14 protein-coding genes are annotated in these 16,237 nt (G+C 49.2%); 8 read left to right on the top strand and 6 right to left on the bottom strand.

Going from position 1 to position 16,237, the window contains the following annotated elements:
* The first annotated feature begins 67 nt into the window (after positions 1 to 67).
* Both NOG12_RS06775 and NOG12_RS06770 read left to right on the top strand, forming a co-directional pair.
* Complete coding sequence (locus NOG12_RS06775) at positions 68 to 1,372, top strand: peptidoglycan DD-metalloendopeptidase family protein (protein WP_375152909.1); 1,305 nt, start codon at positions 68 to 70, stop codon at positions 1,370 to 1,372.
* Positions 1,372 to 2,511 (top strand): anhydro-N-acetylmuramic acid kinase, encoded by a 1,140-nt coding sequence (locus tag NOG12_RS06770; protein ID WP_153826794.1) that lies wholly within the window; start codon positions 1,372 to 1,374, stop codon positions 2,509 to 2,511. The genes NOG12_RS06775 and NOG12_RS06770 overlap by 1 nt, the downstream gene beginning before the upstream one ends.
* Here the strand turns inward: NOG12_RS06770 and pepQ are convergent.
* From pepQ to NOG12_RS06755, 3 genes are read right to left on the bottom strand one after another with little or no spacing between them, the layout of a single operon-like run.
* A complete protein-coding gene (gene pepQ, locus NOG12_RS06765; RefSeq protein ID WP_153826795.1) occupies positions 2,508 to 3,824 on the bottom strand; it encodes a Xaa-Pro dipeptidase in 1,317 nt (438 codons plus the stop codon). The genes NOG12_RS06770 and pepQ overlap by 4 nt on opposite strands.
* A 60-nt stretch (positions 3,825 to 3,884) precedes the next feature.
* Positions 3,885 to 4,229, bottom strand: a complete 345-nt coding sequence (gene erpA, locus NOG12_RS06760) for an iron-sulfur cluster insertion protein ErpA (RefSeq protein WP_153826796.1) — start codon at positions 4,227 to 4,229, stop codon at positions 3,885 to 3,887.
* Positions 4,230 to 4,287: 58 nt separating this feature from the next.
* Positions 4,288 to 5,034 carry a DUF6776 family protein gene (locus NOG12_RS06755; RefSeq protein ID WP_153826797.1) on the bottom strand — a complete coding sequence of 249 codons (747 nt, stop codon included), beginning with the start codon at positions 5,032 to 5,034 and terminating at the stop codon, positions 4,288 to 4,290.
* 89 nt (positions 5,035 to 5,123) lie between these two features.
* Here NOG12_RS06755 and NOG12_RS06750 point away from each other — a divergent pair, with 89 nt between their 5' ends.
* The 3 genes from NOG12_RS06750 to hemL all read left to right on the top strand — a co-directional run bounded on the left by NOG12_RS06750 (position 5,124) and on the right by hemL (position 7,964).
* A complete protein-coding gene (locus NOG12_RS06750; RefSeq protein WP_110075881.1) occupies positions 5,124 to 5,552 on the top strand; it encodes a CopD family protein in 429 nt (142 codons plus the stop codon).
* Positions 5,553 to 5,631: 79 nt separating this feature from the next.
* Positions 5,632 to 6,648, top strand: coding sequence for an aspartate carbamoyltransferase (locus tag NOG12_RS06745; RefSeq protein WP_110075882.1), 1,017 nt, complete (start codon positions 5,632 to 5,634; stop codon positions 6,646 to 6,648).
* Positions 6,649 to 6,680: 32 nt separating this feature from the next.
* Positions 6,681 to 7,964 carry a glutamate-1-semialdehyde 2,1-aminomutase gene (gene hemL / locus NOG12_RS06740; RefSeq protein WP_153826798.1) on the top strand — a complete coding sequence of 428 codons (1,284 nt, stop codon included), beginning with the start codon at positions 6,681 to 6,683 and terminating at the stop codon, positions 7,962 to 7,964.
* Here hemL and mrcB read toward each other — a convergent pair.
* From mrcB to pepB, 3 genes are read right to left on the bottom strand one after another with little or no spacing between them, the layout of a single operon-like run.
* The gene (gene mrcB, locus NOG12_RS06735) at positions 7,956 to 10,220 is read right to left on the bottom strand and encodes a penicillin-binding protein 1B (protein WP_153826799.1); all 2,265 of its coding nucleotides are present in this window, start codon (positions 10,218 to 10,220) and stop codon (positions 7,956 to 7,958) included. The two genes, hemL and mrcB, sit on opposite strands and share 9 nt — an antisense overlap.
* Complete coding sequence (gene hrpB, locus NOG12_RS06730) at positions 10,217 to 12,682, bottom strand: ATP-dependent helicase HrpB (RefSeq protein ID WP_313932792.1); 2,466 nt, start codon at positions 12,680 to 12,682, stop codon at positions 10,217 to 10,219. The genes mrcB and hrpB overlap by 4 nt, the downstream gene beginning before the upstream one ends.
* A gap of 13 nt (positions 12,683 to 12,695) precedes the next feature.
* Positions 12,696 to 13,985, bottom strand: a complete 1,290-nt coding sequence (gene pepB, locus NOG12_RS06725) for an aminopeptidase PepB (RefSeq protein ID WP_313932791.1) — start codon at positions 13,983 to 13,985, stop codon at positions 12,696 to 12,698.
* Between the two features lie 70 nt (positions 13,986 to 14,055).
* Between pepB and sfsA the strand changes: the two genes are divergently transcribed.
* The 3 genes from sfsA (at position 14,056) to gluQRS (ending at position 16,213) form a co-directional block, all read left to right on the top strand.
* The gene (gene sfsA / locus NOG12_RS06720; RefSeq protein WP_313932790.1) at positions 14,056 to 14,781 is read left to right on the top strand and encodes a DNA/RNA nuclease SfsA; all 726 of its coding nucleotides are present in this window, start codon (positions 14,056 to 14,058) and stop codon (positions 14,779 to 14,781) included.
* Between the two features lie 87 nt (positions 14,782 to 14,868).
* Complete coding sequence (gene dksA / locus NOG12_RS06715) at positions 14,869 to 15,321, top strand: RNA polymerase-binding protein DksA (RefSeq protein WP_110075888.1); 453 nt, start codon at positions 14,869 to 14,871, stop codon at positions 15,319 to 15,321.
* 1 nt (position 15,322) lies between these two features.
* Positions 15,323 to 16,213 (top strand): tRNA glutamyl-Q(34) synthetase GluQRS, encoded by an 891-nt coding sequence (gene gluQRS / locus NOG12_RS06710; RefSeq protein WP_313932789.1) that lies wholly within the window; start codon positions 15,323 to 15,325, stop codon positions 16,211 to 16,213.
* Positions 16,214 to 16,237: the final 24 nt, after the last annotated feature.

Here is a 16,237-nt window from a genome sequence, read left to right as displayed (position 1 = left end):
GATAATGATTGACAAAAATAAAATTGCGCTAACAGTTCGAGACTCTATGACATCACTTGCAAAGCGAATCACAGCCCTGCTTGCGCGCCTGCCTAGGCGTCATCAAGTTATGCTATCCGTTGCTGGCGGTGTAACCCTGCTAGCTATGCTATTACCCTCAGAGCCGGCCACGGCTTCGCGGCATGTCAGTGAGCCCCAACTAGGCCAAGCAGAGTTGATTCTCGGCCAGCGTTATCCATTGCAGTTACAGCTAAATGAAGCGAGTAGCAACGTAGCTCCTAGCTACGACGATATTCGTTGGAGCGGTTATGAAGTGCGTAGCGGTGATAGTTTAGCGCGTATTTTTGATCGTATGGGACTAAGCCCACAGCAATTGTATCGGGTCACCCAAGATCAACAAGCCGCCAAAATCCTGACTAATTTACACCCGGGTGATACCGTGCGGTTTGCCCGCGATAGTCAAGATCAGTTGGTGCAAATTGCTTACCAGTTAAACGAAACCGATACCTTAGTTGTCACCCAGCAAGAGCAAGGCTATGTAAGTAGCATCGAGAGCAAAAGTGTTGAGGTTAGAACCAGCTTTGCCCACGCGACCATTTCTAGCAGCTTCTGGAACGCAGGTATAGACGCCGGCCTTACCGATGGCCAGATTATGAGTATTGCTGACATGTTTGGTTGGGACATCGATTTTGCGCTAGATATCCGCGCCGGCGATGAATTCAGTATTTTGTTCGAAAAGAACTACGTTGATGGTGATTTTGTTGGTTTTGGCCGAGTCTTGGCGGCCGAGTTCGTAAACCGCGGCCAACATTTTCAAGCCTTTCTACACGATAATGGCCAATATTACACCGCCGAAGGGCGCGCCATGCGTAAATCCTTTTTACGCTCGCCGGTAAAATTCAATTACATCAGCTCTAACTTTAATCCACGCCGACTGCATCCAGTCACAGGCCAAGTTCGTGCCCACAATGGGATTGATTATGCTGCAGCTACCGGTACTCCGGTGATGTCCTCGGGGGATGGTAAAGTTATTGCCAGTGCCTACAACAATCTCAACGGTCACTATGTATTTATTCAGCATGGTGAACGCTATGTCACCAAGTACCTACATCTAAGCAAACGCTTGGTGAAAACCGGGCAGCGCGTCAAACAGGGTGAATTGATTGGTCGTGTAGGTGCTACCGGCCGTGTTACTGGTGCTCATTTACACTATGAGTTTTTGGTCGATGGTGTGCACCGCAATCCGCGTACAGTCAAATTCCCTCAAGCGGAATCCTTGGCTAAGAATGAATTGCCTATCTTCAAGAATCTGGTGGGTGAGCGATTGGCCATACTTAATGATAATAAGCGGTTCTATTTGGCGATGCGCTAATGGCCGCAGATCTTTATCTTGGGCTTATGTCAGGTACCAGTATGGATGGCCTAGACATGGTCGTGGTGGCTTTTGAGGAGCACCAGATTGAGCTTCTACATCATCGCCAATGCCCACTGCCAAAAGAGCTTGTTGAACGTTTAAGCTTATTGTGTCAACCGCAGGCACTAGCCGATGAATTACATCACTATGCCCTTGCCGATAGAGCCTTCGCTGAATTCTGCGCAGCCGCCGTAAACCAATTTCTCGCTGACCTGCAACTAGCACACACTGATATTTGCGCTATCGGCAGTCACGGACAAACCGTGCGTCATGCTCCCTCCGCACAACCAAGTTACACCTTACAACTGGGTGATGCTAATACCTTAGCTGCGTTAACTGGTATTCCCGTGGTTGCTGATTTTAGACGTAAAGATATTGCCTTAGGCGGGCAAGGTGCTCCTTTAGTACCAGCATTTCATCAGGCTTTGTTCAGTAGTTCTGAGCAACCGCGGGCGATATTAAATTTGGGGGGTATAGCCAACGTAACTTGGCTGCCAGGCCCTGCTAATGGGGTCATGGGCTTTGATACGGGGCCAGCAAATACACTACTTGATGGCTGGTTTAGACGTTGCCATCCAGAGGCTCCTGATAGCTTTGATCGCCATGGCGCTTTTGCCGCCCAAGGCAAGGTTCAGCAGGATTTACTGGATCACTGTTTGGCTGATGACTATTTTGCCAAGCAACCACCGAAAAGCACCGGCCGTGACGATTTTAATCTCACGTGGTTAGCTACGCGGGCGCAGTTAACAGGACGACAATTATCTGAATTCAAGCCTGCCGATGTGCAAGCAACCCTGATTGAGTTAACCGCACGCTCCGTCGCCCAAGCAATAAACAGCTGGCTGCCGAACTTACCAGAAACCTTATTTGTTTGTGGTGGGGGAGCTTACAACCCGTTACTAATGAGTGCCCTAACCGCCGCTTTACCTCAGTGTCATTGGCACTCGACAGCTGTGTTAGGAGTAAACCCTCAACATGTAGAGGCTATGGCTTTTGCTTGGTTAGCTCGTTGCTACCTAAAAAAACAGCCGGGAAATCTCCCAGCTGTTACCGGTGCTAGCCGCCCAACTATTTTGGGCGGTCTCTTCTTACCTTAATGGTTAGCTAAGCTAGCGAAAGCATCACGAGTTAGGTTTTCGTTATTGCCGTCTTCGCCAACAACAATGCTATCTTCAATGCGCACGCCGCCGTATGGGCGTAGCTCGTCAATCCGCTGCCAATTAAAGTCGTTGTTACCAGCATGGGCTTCCAGCAACTGATCGACCACGTATAAACCCGGTTCAATTGTAAATACTTGGCCAGCCTCTACTTCACGTAGTAAGCGTAAAAACGGATGGCGTGGATCACGAGCAATAGCATCACCACGATCATTGGCTAAGAAACCGCCGACATCATGCACTTGTAGGCCGATAAAGTGGCCCAACCCATGCGGGAAGAAAGCACTGCTATAACCTTGCTCGTAAATACTTTCAGCTGAGCCTTTCACAAAGCCAAACTCACTTAATACTTGGGCAATCTTTAAGTGTTGAGATACGTGAAGTTGGTAATAGCTAATACCCGGTTTAATTTCACTCAGCAAGGCTTGCTGTGCATCATCCATCGCGGCAATCAGATCCGCAAAGAAGCCGCTCTCACGGGCATAGGTTCGGGTAATATCAGCACAGTAGCCTTTATAGAGGGCGCCAGCATCAATCAGGAATGAGCGCGCTTGTGCGGGGGCTTTTGTTTGATACATATCGTAATGTAAGATCGCTCCATGCTCGTTCAGAGCCACAATACTATTGTATGGCAACTGGGTTTCGCGGGCGGCAATCGCAGCTAGATAGGCATGATGAATTTCTAACTCACTGGCGCCAGCAAAAAATGCATCACGAGCGGCTAAGTGAGCGGTAGCTGCCAATTTATTGGCTGCTCGCATATTCTCGATTTCCCAGCTGGTTTTAATAGCACGGTGGAAGTGTAAATGATCGATCAAAGCTTGAGGGTTACGTGCCTTTACCTGCCAACTTGCCACTGGCTCAGCAAAATCCTCACCAATGAAAGCGGCCGCTGCTAATTTGTCGCCTAGCCAAGCCGTCATTTTTTCTTGCTCATCAATCACGACTAACTCAACGTGCTGTTGCCACTCTTCATGAGGAACTTCAGCTTGAGCATGCCAAAAATCACGTGGTTGAAATAAAAACACGACTGGCTTTTCACCCACTTTGTAATAAATCGCGCTTTTAGGACTTTCTAGTACGGGTATCCAGTATTTGAACAGAGGATTAACTTTGTAGGGAGCAGCATTGTCGTCAAGAAATGCTACACGCGGTTGGCCCGCATAAATCAATACCGAATCGAAACCTGTTGCAGTTAAAGCTGCATCAAATCGTGCTTGGACGGTCGCAATATGGTTTGCGTATGAACTCATAACACACCTCGCCTGTAAAATGTCGCAACATCTTACCGCAAAGCGAGGTGTATCTCATCCTCAGATGGAGAAACTTGACCCACAACCACAGGTAGTGGTCGCATTTGGGTTATCAACGAAGAATCGCGCGCCCTGCAAGCCTTCTTCATAATTAACCACACCACCAACTAAATACTGCAGACTCATAGGATCAACCACTAAGGTCACACCGTTACGTTCGATTTCAGTATCACCAGGATTGCTCTTTTCATCAAAGGTAAAACCGTACTGGAAACCAGAGCAACCACCACCAGTTACATAGACGCGCAATTTTAAGGCTGGATTTTCTTCTTCAGCAATAAGTTTCTTTACTTTGTTGGCCGCAGATTCAGTGAACTGAATAGGCATTGCTGCTGTGTCACTCATGATGTTGTGTACCTCTTAGAAATTCTGACCGCTATTTTCGCTTACCTGAGTAAAAGGGTCAAGTATTGTCGCTGCTATCGCCAGCTTTGCTAGCCGTTGGTCGCGCAGCCAACAAGTCGGCCCAATAAAAGCTACGACTTAAGTTTTGTTTGCTACCGCTAACGTTCACCACCACATCAATCCGTTCGGGAAGAAAGCCCTCGGGCACCACGAAATCGCCGGCTTGAACGGTAAAGTAGCGCATGCTGAATTGGCGGTCTTTAGCTTCCACGTGCGCCAGTTCCAATAGGTCGTAACTCTGTGCTTGATCTTGAAGGCGTCCACTTAATCTAATTTCAATTGAGCCTTTGGTTAAATTACGTAGACGGTCCATTTGTACAAGGGCGAGCCTGAAATGAAAATGGCCGGGGCTGCGGTTAGGCTGTAATTCAAACGAATCAACCATCACCCCACTGGCCTCTAATTCAGGTGCCATAATTTTTTGATAAAAGGCTAACTCACGCCGAAGCGCAAAGTTCTCGTCTTGCGCCATCAACAGTTCTTGCTGCAGACCTTTACTGGCAGCCTGCTCAATGCCCAATTCTACTTGTGCAATATGTTGCTGATAATCAAACCGTTCGGTGCGTTCATAGAGCTCAGCTATGGTTGTTTGCTGTTGTTGTAGTTGCTGCTGTAACTGCACTAGATGCCAATTGCCGCCCCAATAACCAGCCGCAACGCCAAGGCCAAGGACCACAGCTAGCACCAACCAACCGCCAAATCGGTGCAAAAGGCTGGCAATAATAATATTCTGCTTCTCTTTCATAGTGACACTTCTTATGATGGAACTTCGCCATGCTACGCAGGCCGCGCTTGTGGCGCAACCAAAAATCATCGCAGTTGAACGAGGATTAGATGTCTATTTTACTCATTAAAGCACTACACATTGCCTTTATGGTGGCTTGGTTTGCTGGCATTTTTTATCTGCCGCGCCTCTTCGTCTATCATGCCCAGAATACCTCTGAAGAGGTTAATCAGCAGTTTAAGATTATGGAACGACGGTTGCTTTATTTTGTCACGCCATTTGCATTGTTAACGCTGATTTTTGGCTTATGGTTGATGTGGATTTATGGTGGTGCTTGGCTCAAAGCTTCGGGATGGTTACACGTTAAGCTCGTGATCGTTACCTTACTGTACGTTTACCATGGCTACTGTTTTAAGATTTTGGCTGACTTTAAACACCAACGGAACACTCGCAGCCATCGCTTTTATCGGGTTTTTAACGAAGTGCCCGTGTTAGCTCTGTTTGCCATTATTATTTTGGCGGTGATGAAGCCCTTTTAAGCGCTCCAGCATTCTTTTTAACCACAAAATCTGCTAGAGTAGCCCTCCAGTGTTTACCTTCACTGCAGGGCTACCCATCATGAATTTTACCGGTTCTAATATCCTTTCAGTCGAGCAGTTTGACCTCGACAGTATTCAGCAGATTTTTGCCACGGCCGATCGCATGCAGCCATACGCACGTAGGCAAAAACGTACCAAAGTTCTCGATGGTGCCATCTTAGGTAATTTATTTTTTGAAGCTTCAACCCGTACTAGGGTGAGTTTTGGTACTGCGTTTAACCTGCTCGGTGGTGAAGTTCGTGAAACCACTGGTATGGAAAGCTCAGCGCTGGCCAAAGGCGAATCTTTATACGATACCGCCCGAGTGCTGAGTAGTTACAGCGATGTGATTGCCATGCGCCATCCTAAATCAGGTTCTGTTGCCGAGTTTGCGCAAGGCAGTCGGGTGCCTGTTATCAACGGCGGTGATGGAGCCAACGAGCATCCTACCCAAGCCTTGCTAGATCTCTACACTATTAAAAAAGAGCTGGCTTACCATGGTCATCTTATTGATGGGATGCATATTTGCATGATGGGTGATTTAAAATACGGGCGCACCGTGCACTCGCTGTCACGCTTACTCGCACTCTATAAAAATATTCGTTTCACCTTGATTTCGCCCCAAGAATTGGCCATGCCTGATAGTGTGTTAGCCGTGTTAGACCAAGCCGGTCACCGTGTCACTATCACGGATCAAGTCAGTGGTAGTTCAGATGCTGATATTGTTTATCAAACCCGGATTCAGCAAGAGCGGTTTACTACGCCTCAAGAGGCTGATCAATATCGCGGTAAGTTTCGTTTAAATAGCGAAATCTATACCAAGCACTACAAACCTAATACCGTTATCATGCATCCTTTGCCGCGCGATTCACGCGCAGAAGCAAACGAACTAGATAACGATTTAAATCAACATCCTAACCTTGCTATTTTCCGCCAAGCGGACAACGGCGTGCTGATTCGTATGGCGCTCTTTGCACTAACGCTAGGGGTAGCCGAGCAGGTTGAAAAATACGATTGCGAGGTGAATTGGTACAGCGATAAACGCAACTCGTACTAATTCGCTATTAGCTGTTAAATAAGAGGAAACTCATGTCTCGTTCTGATGAATTATTTGCTCAAGCTCAACAAAGTATTCCCGGTGGCGTGAACTCGCCGGTACGTGCCTTTAATGGCGTAGGTGGCTCTCCAATCTTTATTGAAAGTGCCGATGGCGCCTATATGTTTGATGCTGATGGCAACAAATACATTGATTATGTGGGCTCTTGGGGGCCGATGATTCTTGGCCATAACAACACTGCAATTCGCGAAGCGACTCATGCTGCTGTCGATCGTGGTTTAAGTTTTGGCACCCCTACCCCTAACGAAATCACTATGGCTGAGCGCATCAAGCAAATCGTGCCATCGATTGAGAAGGTGCGCATGGTGAATTCCGGTACCGAAGCTACCATGACAGCTATTCGTTTAGCCCGTGGTTATACTGGTCGCGATAAAATCTTGAAATTTGAAGGCTGTTATCACGGTCATGCTGACGCGTTATTAGTGAAAGCTGGCTCGGGTGCATTAACGCTGGGCGTACCTAACTCACCTGGGATCCCTGAGGACTTTGCTAAGCATACCTTAACGGTAACCTACAATGATTTAGCTTCGGTGAAACAGATTTTCGCCGAAGTTGGCGACCAAATCGCAACCATCATCGTTGAGCCCGTAGCCGGCAACATGAACTGCATTCCACCGGTACCAGGTTTTCTTGAAGGCTTACGTGAGATCTGTGATCAATACGGTAGCGTGCTGATTTTTGATGAAGTAATGACAGGCTTCCGTGTGGCTCGTGGCGGTGCGCAAGAGTACTACCAAGTTATCCCAGATTTAACCACCCTAGGTAAGGTTATTGGCGGTGGCATGCCAGTAGGTGCCTTTGGCGGTAAACGTGAAATCATGGATTACATTGCTCCTGTTGGTCCCGTCTACCAAGCTGGCACCTTATCAGGCAACCCAGTGGCTATGGCGGCCGGCTTAGCTGCCTTAAACCAATTGGATGACGAACAGCTGTATCCTGGGTTAACAGCCAAAGTTGAACAATTAGTGAATGGCTTGCAAGCCTTAGCTGACGAGGCTGGTATTCCATTTACCACCAACCGCGCTGGCTCGATGTTTGGCTTTTTCTTTAGCAAAGAAGCGCAAGTAACAAGTTACCAGCAAGCTACCGAATGCAACATTGAGCATTTCCGCAAGTTCTACCATAGTATGTTGCGCCAAGGTGTTTACTTAGCGCCATCAGCGTTTGAGGCTGGTTTCATGTCAGCAGCTCACACGGACGCTGATATCGAGGCCACACTAGCAGCCGCTAAGGTCGCTTTCGCTGAATTAAAATAAGCGTTGCCACCAGCTTTTCTTTTCTACTGTGCCGGAACACCCTTGGTCTTCCGGCATTGTTTTAAAGCGCGCAGGTACGCGTAAGCCAGCCTCACAATCGTCGGGAATTGGCACCCCAAGCTGGCGATGAAAATTCACCACAGTCACTGTAGCTGGCATCTCTAACTGCAGCGGTTGTGGTTTAAATTGCTGTAATAAGGCTGCTACCACAGGTAACGCGCCTCGACTACCTGTAAGTCCTACCGGCTGATTATCATCTCGCCCTACCCAGACACTAAACACATGCTGCTGATCGTAGGCGACAAACCAACTATCACGATAATCATTGGTAGTACCGCTTTTACCAGCGAGCTGTTGCGAACCAACAAGCTGCGCTAAGGTTTTGCCGGTGCCTTCGTTGATCACCCCCCGCAGACCATAATTGATTAAATAGCCAACCTCAGCACTGAACACCTGTTGGGCTGTTTGCGGCGAACGTTGGTATAAATTCAACCCTTGGTGATCCGTCATAGCGGCAATCGCGGCCACCGGTCGATGTTTGCCTGACTGCGCCAACATGGCATAGATTTCACTCACTTGCAGCGGCGACAGTGCCACCGACCCCAACGCTAGGGCAGGTACCTCAGGTATTGGGGTGTCCACACCGGTTGCCTGCAACATCGCCACCAATTGCTTAATACCTACTTGTTGAGCTAGCTTTACGGCGGGCACATTACGTGATTGCACCAAGGCATCATAAACCGATAAATCACCCAAAAAAGTTTCGTCATAGTTTTGTGGTTGCCAATCGGCTTGTCCTTGACGTGGCACCACAATCGGCTCATCGCGAATCACTTGCCCTAGTTCTAGACCTTGATGCTCAAACGCGGCAGCATAAATCAGTGGTTTAACCAGGGAACCGACAGGACGCATCGCATTTAGGGCGCGGTTAAATCCTACCGCTCGAGGCTGCCGATCCCCCACCACCGCAGCTATCCCCGCTTGCTGATGGTTAACCACCACCACAGCTCCTTGCAATAGTGGATCTTTACTGACCTGTGCCAGTTGCTGTTGCAGTGCTTGTTCAGCCGCTTGCTGTGCATTGGGGTCAAAGTAAGTGAACACTCGCAAACCCTGTTGCTGCCAATTATGAGGTAACGCAATTTGGCTCAGTTCTTGCTGAACGCGTTCTAAATAATGAGGCAGTCTGGCCTTAACTAATTGTCCTGAACCAGTTGGCATCAGCTTAGCTGCTACTGCCATCTGATAGCTGTTGGGGTCTAGCAAATTATGCTCAAGCATTAATTGGAGGATCATATCTCGGCGCTCTAGCGCTCGTTCTGGATAGCGCCTTGGGTCATAATAAGAAGGACCTTTAATGACTCCAACCAATAACGCGATATCGGAAGCTGTTAGTTCTTGAACTTGTTTACCAAAATACAGGCGACTGGCTAAGCCAATTCCATGAATCGCCGAGCCTCGGTCTTGCCCAAAATAAACCTCATTCAAATAGGTTTCTAAGATTTCATTTTTACTAAAGCGATAATCAATAATAAGCGCCATCAGCGCTTCATTTGCTTTGCGCCACAAACTACGCTCGCGGGTTAAGTATAAATTTTTAACCAGCTGCTGAGTGAGTGTGCTGCCACCTTGTACCGTCCGCATCGCTATCAGATTGGCTACCGCTGCACGCGCAATCGAAGAGACTGAGATACCAGCATGATGATAAAAATCTCGGTCTTCAACTAACAGGAGAGTTTCAATCAGTAAGTTTGGCACCAACTCTAACCCTACCAACAACCGATCTTCATCACTGCCACCAGCTAAACGCCCGAGTAGCGGTGCTTCTAGGCGAAACCTATTCAGTGCTCGGCCATCGGGTAAACTCTGAATCCCACGGATGCCGCCTGCTGCAAATTCAAGTCGCACTCGCCGCGCCATTGCCGGACCATCAGCAAAGTCAAACGGACGCCGATAGATGGTCAGGCTACTACCGCTTTGCTGATATTGCCCTGAATCGGTGATCTGCGTTACCCGTTGATAACTCAAGCGCTCCAACTCAGCAATCACAGTCGGGGCTGCAATAGTGCTCCCTGGCACCAGCTCTAAACTGCGAGCATAAACCAGTGCCGGGGCTTGAAAGCGATTAGAGCTAAAACGCTTGGTTAACGAAGCATCAAGATAAATGAGGTAGCCCGCTACCAGTACTAGTCCGATCAATGCCAGCTTTAACCCAGTGATGAGTAAATACCTAAATACAGCTCTGGTACGGGTCATTCAAGGTGTCTCTTTGTTTTATGTGTCGCCATGGCTAAGTGTGGCTGATCTGGCCATGGATGTTTGGGATAGCGGCCTTTCATTTCTTTTTTTACCGCAGTATATGCGTCATTCCAAAAGCTAGCTAAATCGGCGGTTCGTTGCAACAATCTGCCCGCCGGAGAGAGTAAATCTATGGTAAGGGTGACTTGTCCGAAGCACAGTGTTGGTGACACTGGTTCACCAAACATTTCTTGTAACTTAACCGCTATCAGTGGCGTTGCCTGGGTATAGTCAATCGTTTGTTCACGGCCGCTAGGCAAACGCAAATGACTGGGGCAAGCTTGCTGTAAGAGTTGCTGCTGAGAGTAGTTCAACCGAGCTTGCAAAGCCGTAAGTGGACGCCACTGGGTTAGCTGCTGCAAACTGGTAATATCTTGCCAATAGGGACTCGCCCAGTCAGCTAAGCTAGTTAGTAAATAAGCCTCAGAAAAACTCGGCCACTGGGCTTGCTGGGCCGCTGGTAAATGCTGTTCTAAGAGCCGTGCTCGCGCCAGCCATTGCTGACAGCTAGCACTCCAACCCAACACAGCCAATCCCTGTTGCTGTACATAGTCGCGTAATGCCTGTATCCGTTGCTCCGCACTAGGCAGCTGAGCTACTGGTTGCGGATTAAACTTAATCGCTCCCAACTGCTGCCAACGAGTCGTTTGTAAGCGCTTGCTCGGCCCACTCCACGTGGTTTCATCGTAACTACTGATGGTTAACGCTGGATGCGTTAAATCTGCCTCAGTTAATTCTAGCGCAGCACCAATAATAGCATCCGCTTGGCCTTCGCTGAAGTTGACTGTCAGTACTAACAGCCAGCGGCTAGGTTGACGTAAGTCTTGATGATGAAAACTGGCACCACCGCCATAGGCTAGTAGATATCGATCACTCTTAGCTCGCTGTAAGCCCACTCGATCAGCAAAGCCCCACAGCAATATTTCTGCAAACGCACTGGGCGGAAGTAGGCGCTCACTAGCAGTTATTCCTAAGCGTTTTAACCAATACTGATAGCGTTGTTGTTGGGCGCTATTGAATTGAGCCAGCGGCTGCGGAAACTGCTGCGGTTGACGCGGTAGCTGCTCCAGTTGCGCGATTAAATAGGCCACTGTCGCCCGGTAGCTGGCTGATTGTGATTGTGCATGAGCTATGATTCGCGCTAAACGCGGGTCACTCCCCAACTCACTTAGCTGTTGACCGAGCGCGGTTAAACGTCCGTTCTCTTGCACGGCCTGCAAGTTAACCAATGCTTGCTGCGCAGCGGCTAAATTGGCTGCCGACGGAGGGGTAAAGAAGCGCAGTTGGGCAGGCTCACTGCCCCATCGCTTGCACTCTAGTAGCAGCGAGGTTAAATCTGCGGTTTCAAGTTCTGGCACTTGATAATCACGCAAGCCATGCTGATCTGCTTCAGCCCACACTCTAAAACAAACCCCGGCCGCCGTTCGTCCAGCACGGCCAGCTCGCTGCGTAGCAGAAGCCTTGCTAATCCGCCGGGTGACTAAGCGACTAACGCCATGTTGGGGATAATAAAGAGCTTGGCGCTCACGACCGCTATCCACCACTACATCTACCCCAGGAATGGTCACACTGGTTTCAGCAATATTTGTCGCTAAGATAATTCGCCGTTTACCTTCGCCTTGGCGCCCTCGTAAGACGTCACGCTGTGCTGCCGGCGCTACTTGCCGGTGTAGTGGATAAACTTGCCACTGCTCCTGCAACTGCTCATTCAAGGAGCGCGTAACATACTGAATATCAGCAAGCCCAGGCACAAATACCAGCACATCTTGTTGTGCTACTTGGCATGCTTCTTGGATAACTTGAGGTAAATGCTGCTGCCAACGGCTACTGGCAGGAGGTGGTCGATAATGAATGCTGATGGGATACTGACGCCCTTCACTGCGAAGAATCTGGCAATCTACCCCAGCTTCGCTAAGCCAAGCCGCAATCGGCTCTGCTGGTAACGTGGCCGACATCACCAGTACACTTAAGTCAGGTCGCAATAGGAGGCTTTCTTGCAACATTGCTAGGCCCAAGTCACTCGCCAAATTCCGCTCATGAAACTCGTCAAAAATCACCATACCCACCCCAGCTAGCTCCGGGTCTTGTTGCAGGTATTGAGTAAACATACCCTCGGTAACAATGAGCAACCGAGTGTGCTGGTTAAAGCGAGCCTCGCCGCGAATGTGATAACCTACCGTTTGCCCCACGGGTTCATCCAGCTGTCGAGCCAGATAGGTTGCAATGGCAAGGGTTGCTAGCCGCCGCGGTTGCAACATTAAAATGCGTTGCTGAGCGAGACTTGGCTGCTGCAACAACGCCAGTGGCAACAGTGTCGACTTGCCCGCCCCTGGCGGGGCTTCGATGACCACTCGAGCCGCCGGTAACAACTTTACCAAAGGTTCAATTAAAGCTTGTACCGGCAACTGCTCAGTGGTCATTTACGCTTACAAATCAGTTTAACAAGGTGGCCGCAATAGTACGGAAGCCCAGCGCGGTAGCGCCCGCCGCACACATTCCATTAGCACTACCATGATACGCCGCAGCAATGTCAAAATGCAGCCAACCCGCACCTTCATTCGGCGCAAAACGCAATAAAAAGCCAGCGGCATTACTTGCGCCACCAGCACCACCACCTTTTTGCGGACGGCTATTGGCGGTATCTGCAAAAGCGGATGGGCAATTATCACGATGCCATGGTTGCAACGGCAAACGCCAGAGTAATTCTTGATTAGCCGCAGCTGAGGCTAGCGCCTGCTGAGCGTAGTCATCATCAACACTAAACAACGCATTATACTCAGTACCAACAGCAACCTGCGCTGCGCCCGTTAACGTGGCTGCGTCAATGATATGCTTGGCATTAACTTCAGCCGCATAAATAAGGCCATCGGCTAGCACCAAACGTCCTTCGGCGTCAGTGTTGACAATTTCCACTGTGGTGCCATTTTTATAAGTAATGATGTCACCTAACTTATAGGCGCGCCCATCAATCAGGTTTTCCGCACAACACAACACCAATTGCACTCGTTTGTTTAGGCCCTGTTCAATGGCATATCCTAAAGCACCTGCTACGGTTGCCGCGCCACCCATGTCGCACTTCATTGCTAACATGCCTTCGCTAGACTTAATACTTAGGCCACCGCTATCAAAGGTGATCCCTTTACCAATCAATACTGTGTCTACCTCAGCTTTTGGGTCCTTGCTTGGGTTGTAGTCTACCACCAGCATCACCGGTGGCTTGACGCTAGCTCTACCCACCGTATGAATACCCATACGTTGCTCAGCCAATAACTCATCGCCAACCACTTTGCGGACACTAATAGCTGCTGGTGCCAACTCGGTAAGTTTATCAGCCACACGTTGGGCAAGGGCCTCAGGATAGATGGCCTCGGGCGGTAAATTAATTAACTCTCGCACCCAATTTGCATGCTTCTGTAATAAATTAAGTTGCTGCTCATGGTTGGCCCACGTGATCTTATTTTTGCTAAGAGTGTCCGTAAAGCCTTTAGCGAAAGCCCATTGCTGCTCTAAGTTCCAGCTGTCACCCTGCAAGCTAACAGCGTTGATTCCAAGATTATCTAATTGGCGGCCGGCCCGCTGAATTTTACGTAAATCGTTAGCTTCATTGCCAGTTAACGAGATCACGGCGCCGCGTTCATTCATGATGACCGCGGCAGAAGCCTTCCAACCGCCTGTAGTGGTGGTGCTTGCGGATTCTAAAAAGACAGGTACTGTGCTAGACATGCGATGTGGCTCCCAGTATGTTTGCGTGTTTAGATGGTGTCTATCGTACTTGAGCAAGATGGGGCTGACAATGAAGTTTATCAAGGTACTTGAGCCGGCAACCTTAACTAAACGTTACCAACGCTTTCTAGCAGATGTGGAGACTGCCGATGGTAGTGCCTTTACCATTCACTGCCCGAATACCGGTGCTATGACGGGTTGTGCCGAACCCGGCATGCGGGTATGGATGAGCGCCTCGGATAATCCTAAACGTAAATATCGCCACACTTGGGAACTCGCCCAAAGCAGCGCCGGTCACATGATCTGCGTGAATACCCAGCAAGCCAACAAGATTGCTGGCGAGGCTTTAGCTGATGGCGTGATTCCGCAACTGGAGGGGTTACACGAACTGCAAGCGGAGCAGAAATATGGTTACGACAACCGCCGCATTGACTGGCTGGGTCTGGATAAACATGCGCAAAAAGTTTTTATTGAAGTAAAAAGTGTCACCTTAGCTGAGCATAATCAGGGCTATTTTCCCGATACTGTTAGCCAACGGGCAACGCAACATTTACGCAGTTTGATGGATATGGTTAACGATGGTCATCGGGCGGTAGTGCTCTACGTGGTCTTGCATAGCGCTATCGAACAGGTCACGGCAGCTAGCCAGCTTGATCCAAACTACGCGCAGATGTGTATTGAGGCGGCAAAAATAGGAGTTGAATTTTACGCATTGGGGTGCCATATCAGCCCGAGCGAAATCACCGCGACAACAACCTTGCCGGTGATACCTGTTAGCAGCAGTGCAAAAAGTTAACTTTTGTTTAAATAAAATTGCACCGCCGATTACTTTCTGGTATATGTACCGACCATTTTTTTAACCGTCTCATACAGGAGATCCATAATGCCTCAAGGAACGCCGAAAAAAGCCCATGGCATTCTGGCACAAGCTGGCCTTGAACCTTATCAAGAGAAGCCAGGTGAAGAATACATGAATGAGGCGCAACGTGCGCATTTTCGTAAAATTTTAGAAGTGTGGCGTGCTCAGTTGCGTGAAGAAGTTGACCGTACTGTTCACCACATGAAAGACGAAGCAGCTAATTTCCCTGATCCAGTGGACCGCGCCGCGCAAGAAGAAGAGTTCAGTTTAGAACTCCGTACTCGCGACCGCGAGCGTAAGCTGATCAAGAAAATTGAAAAAACACTGCAGAAAATTGAAGCTGATGACTTCGGCTTTTGTGACTCGTGCGGCATTGAAATCGGTGTGCGACGTTTAGAAGCGCGTCCTACTGCTGACCTTTGCGTCGATTGCAAAACCCTCGCCGAAATCAAAGAGAAGCAGATGACCGGCGCCTAATATGGCGACACCAAGCATGGCCAACCAGCCATACTGTGGCCGCTTTGCCCCGACCCCGTCGGGGCCCTTGCATTTTGGCTCATTAGTAGCCGCTTTGGCCAGCTATTTAGATGCTAAAGCTCATGCCGGACGCTGGCTAGTGCGCATCGAGGACATTGACGAACCGCGCGCAGTAGCAGGAGCCGACCAAGTTATCCTGCAACAATTAGAGCGCTTTGGTCTGCATTGGGACGGCGACATTATTTACCAAAGTCAGCGCAAAGAGCGTTATCGCCAGGCTCTAGCTGAGTTGCAGCAGCAACAGTTAACCTATCCTTGCAACTGCACCCGAAAACAAATCAAAGCCCGTGGTGAATACTATACCGGTCACTGTCGTGCCGGGGTCGAAGGACCCGGGCCCTATGCCATTCGCTATTTAAATCAAACTCCTGTTATGGTCTTTACCGATGCTATTCAAGGCGAGGTGAACATAGCTCCCGCTGTTGCTGGCGAAGATTTTGTGTTGTTGCGGCGTGATGGTTGGTTCACCTATCAGCTGGCGGTTGTGATAGATGATATTGATCAAGGGGTTACAGATATCGTTCGCGGCGCAGACCTGCTCACTGCAACCAGTTGGCAAATTAATTTGTGGCGCCACTTTAGCCAGCGCCAGCCGCATTTTAAACATATTCCGCTAGCTCTAGATGAACAAGGGCAGAAACTCAGTAAGCAAAATCATGCCCCCGCGCTTAATCCGCAGCAAGTTAGTGAGCAACTCTGGCAAGCCTGTCAGTTTCTACAGCTCACTGAAGTCCCCTTAACCAATCCCGCAGACCTTTTAAGCCTAGCCACTCAAGCTTGGCGTGCTAAGTTCTTTCCTGAAACGTCTGCACAGGATACAATAACGCGTTAATTTTAAGCACCGAGGCCTTAATGT

The organism is Pseudidiomarina fusca, assembly GCF_032227045.1.
GTDB lineage: Bacteria > Pseudomonadota > Gammaproteobacteria > Enterobacterales > Alteromonadaceae > Pseudidiomarina > Pseudidiomarina fusca.
This window is presented reverse-complemented; position numbering and strand designations above follow the sequence as displayed.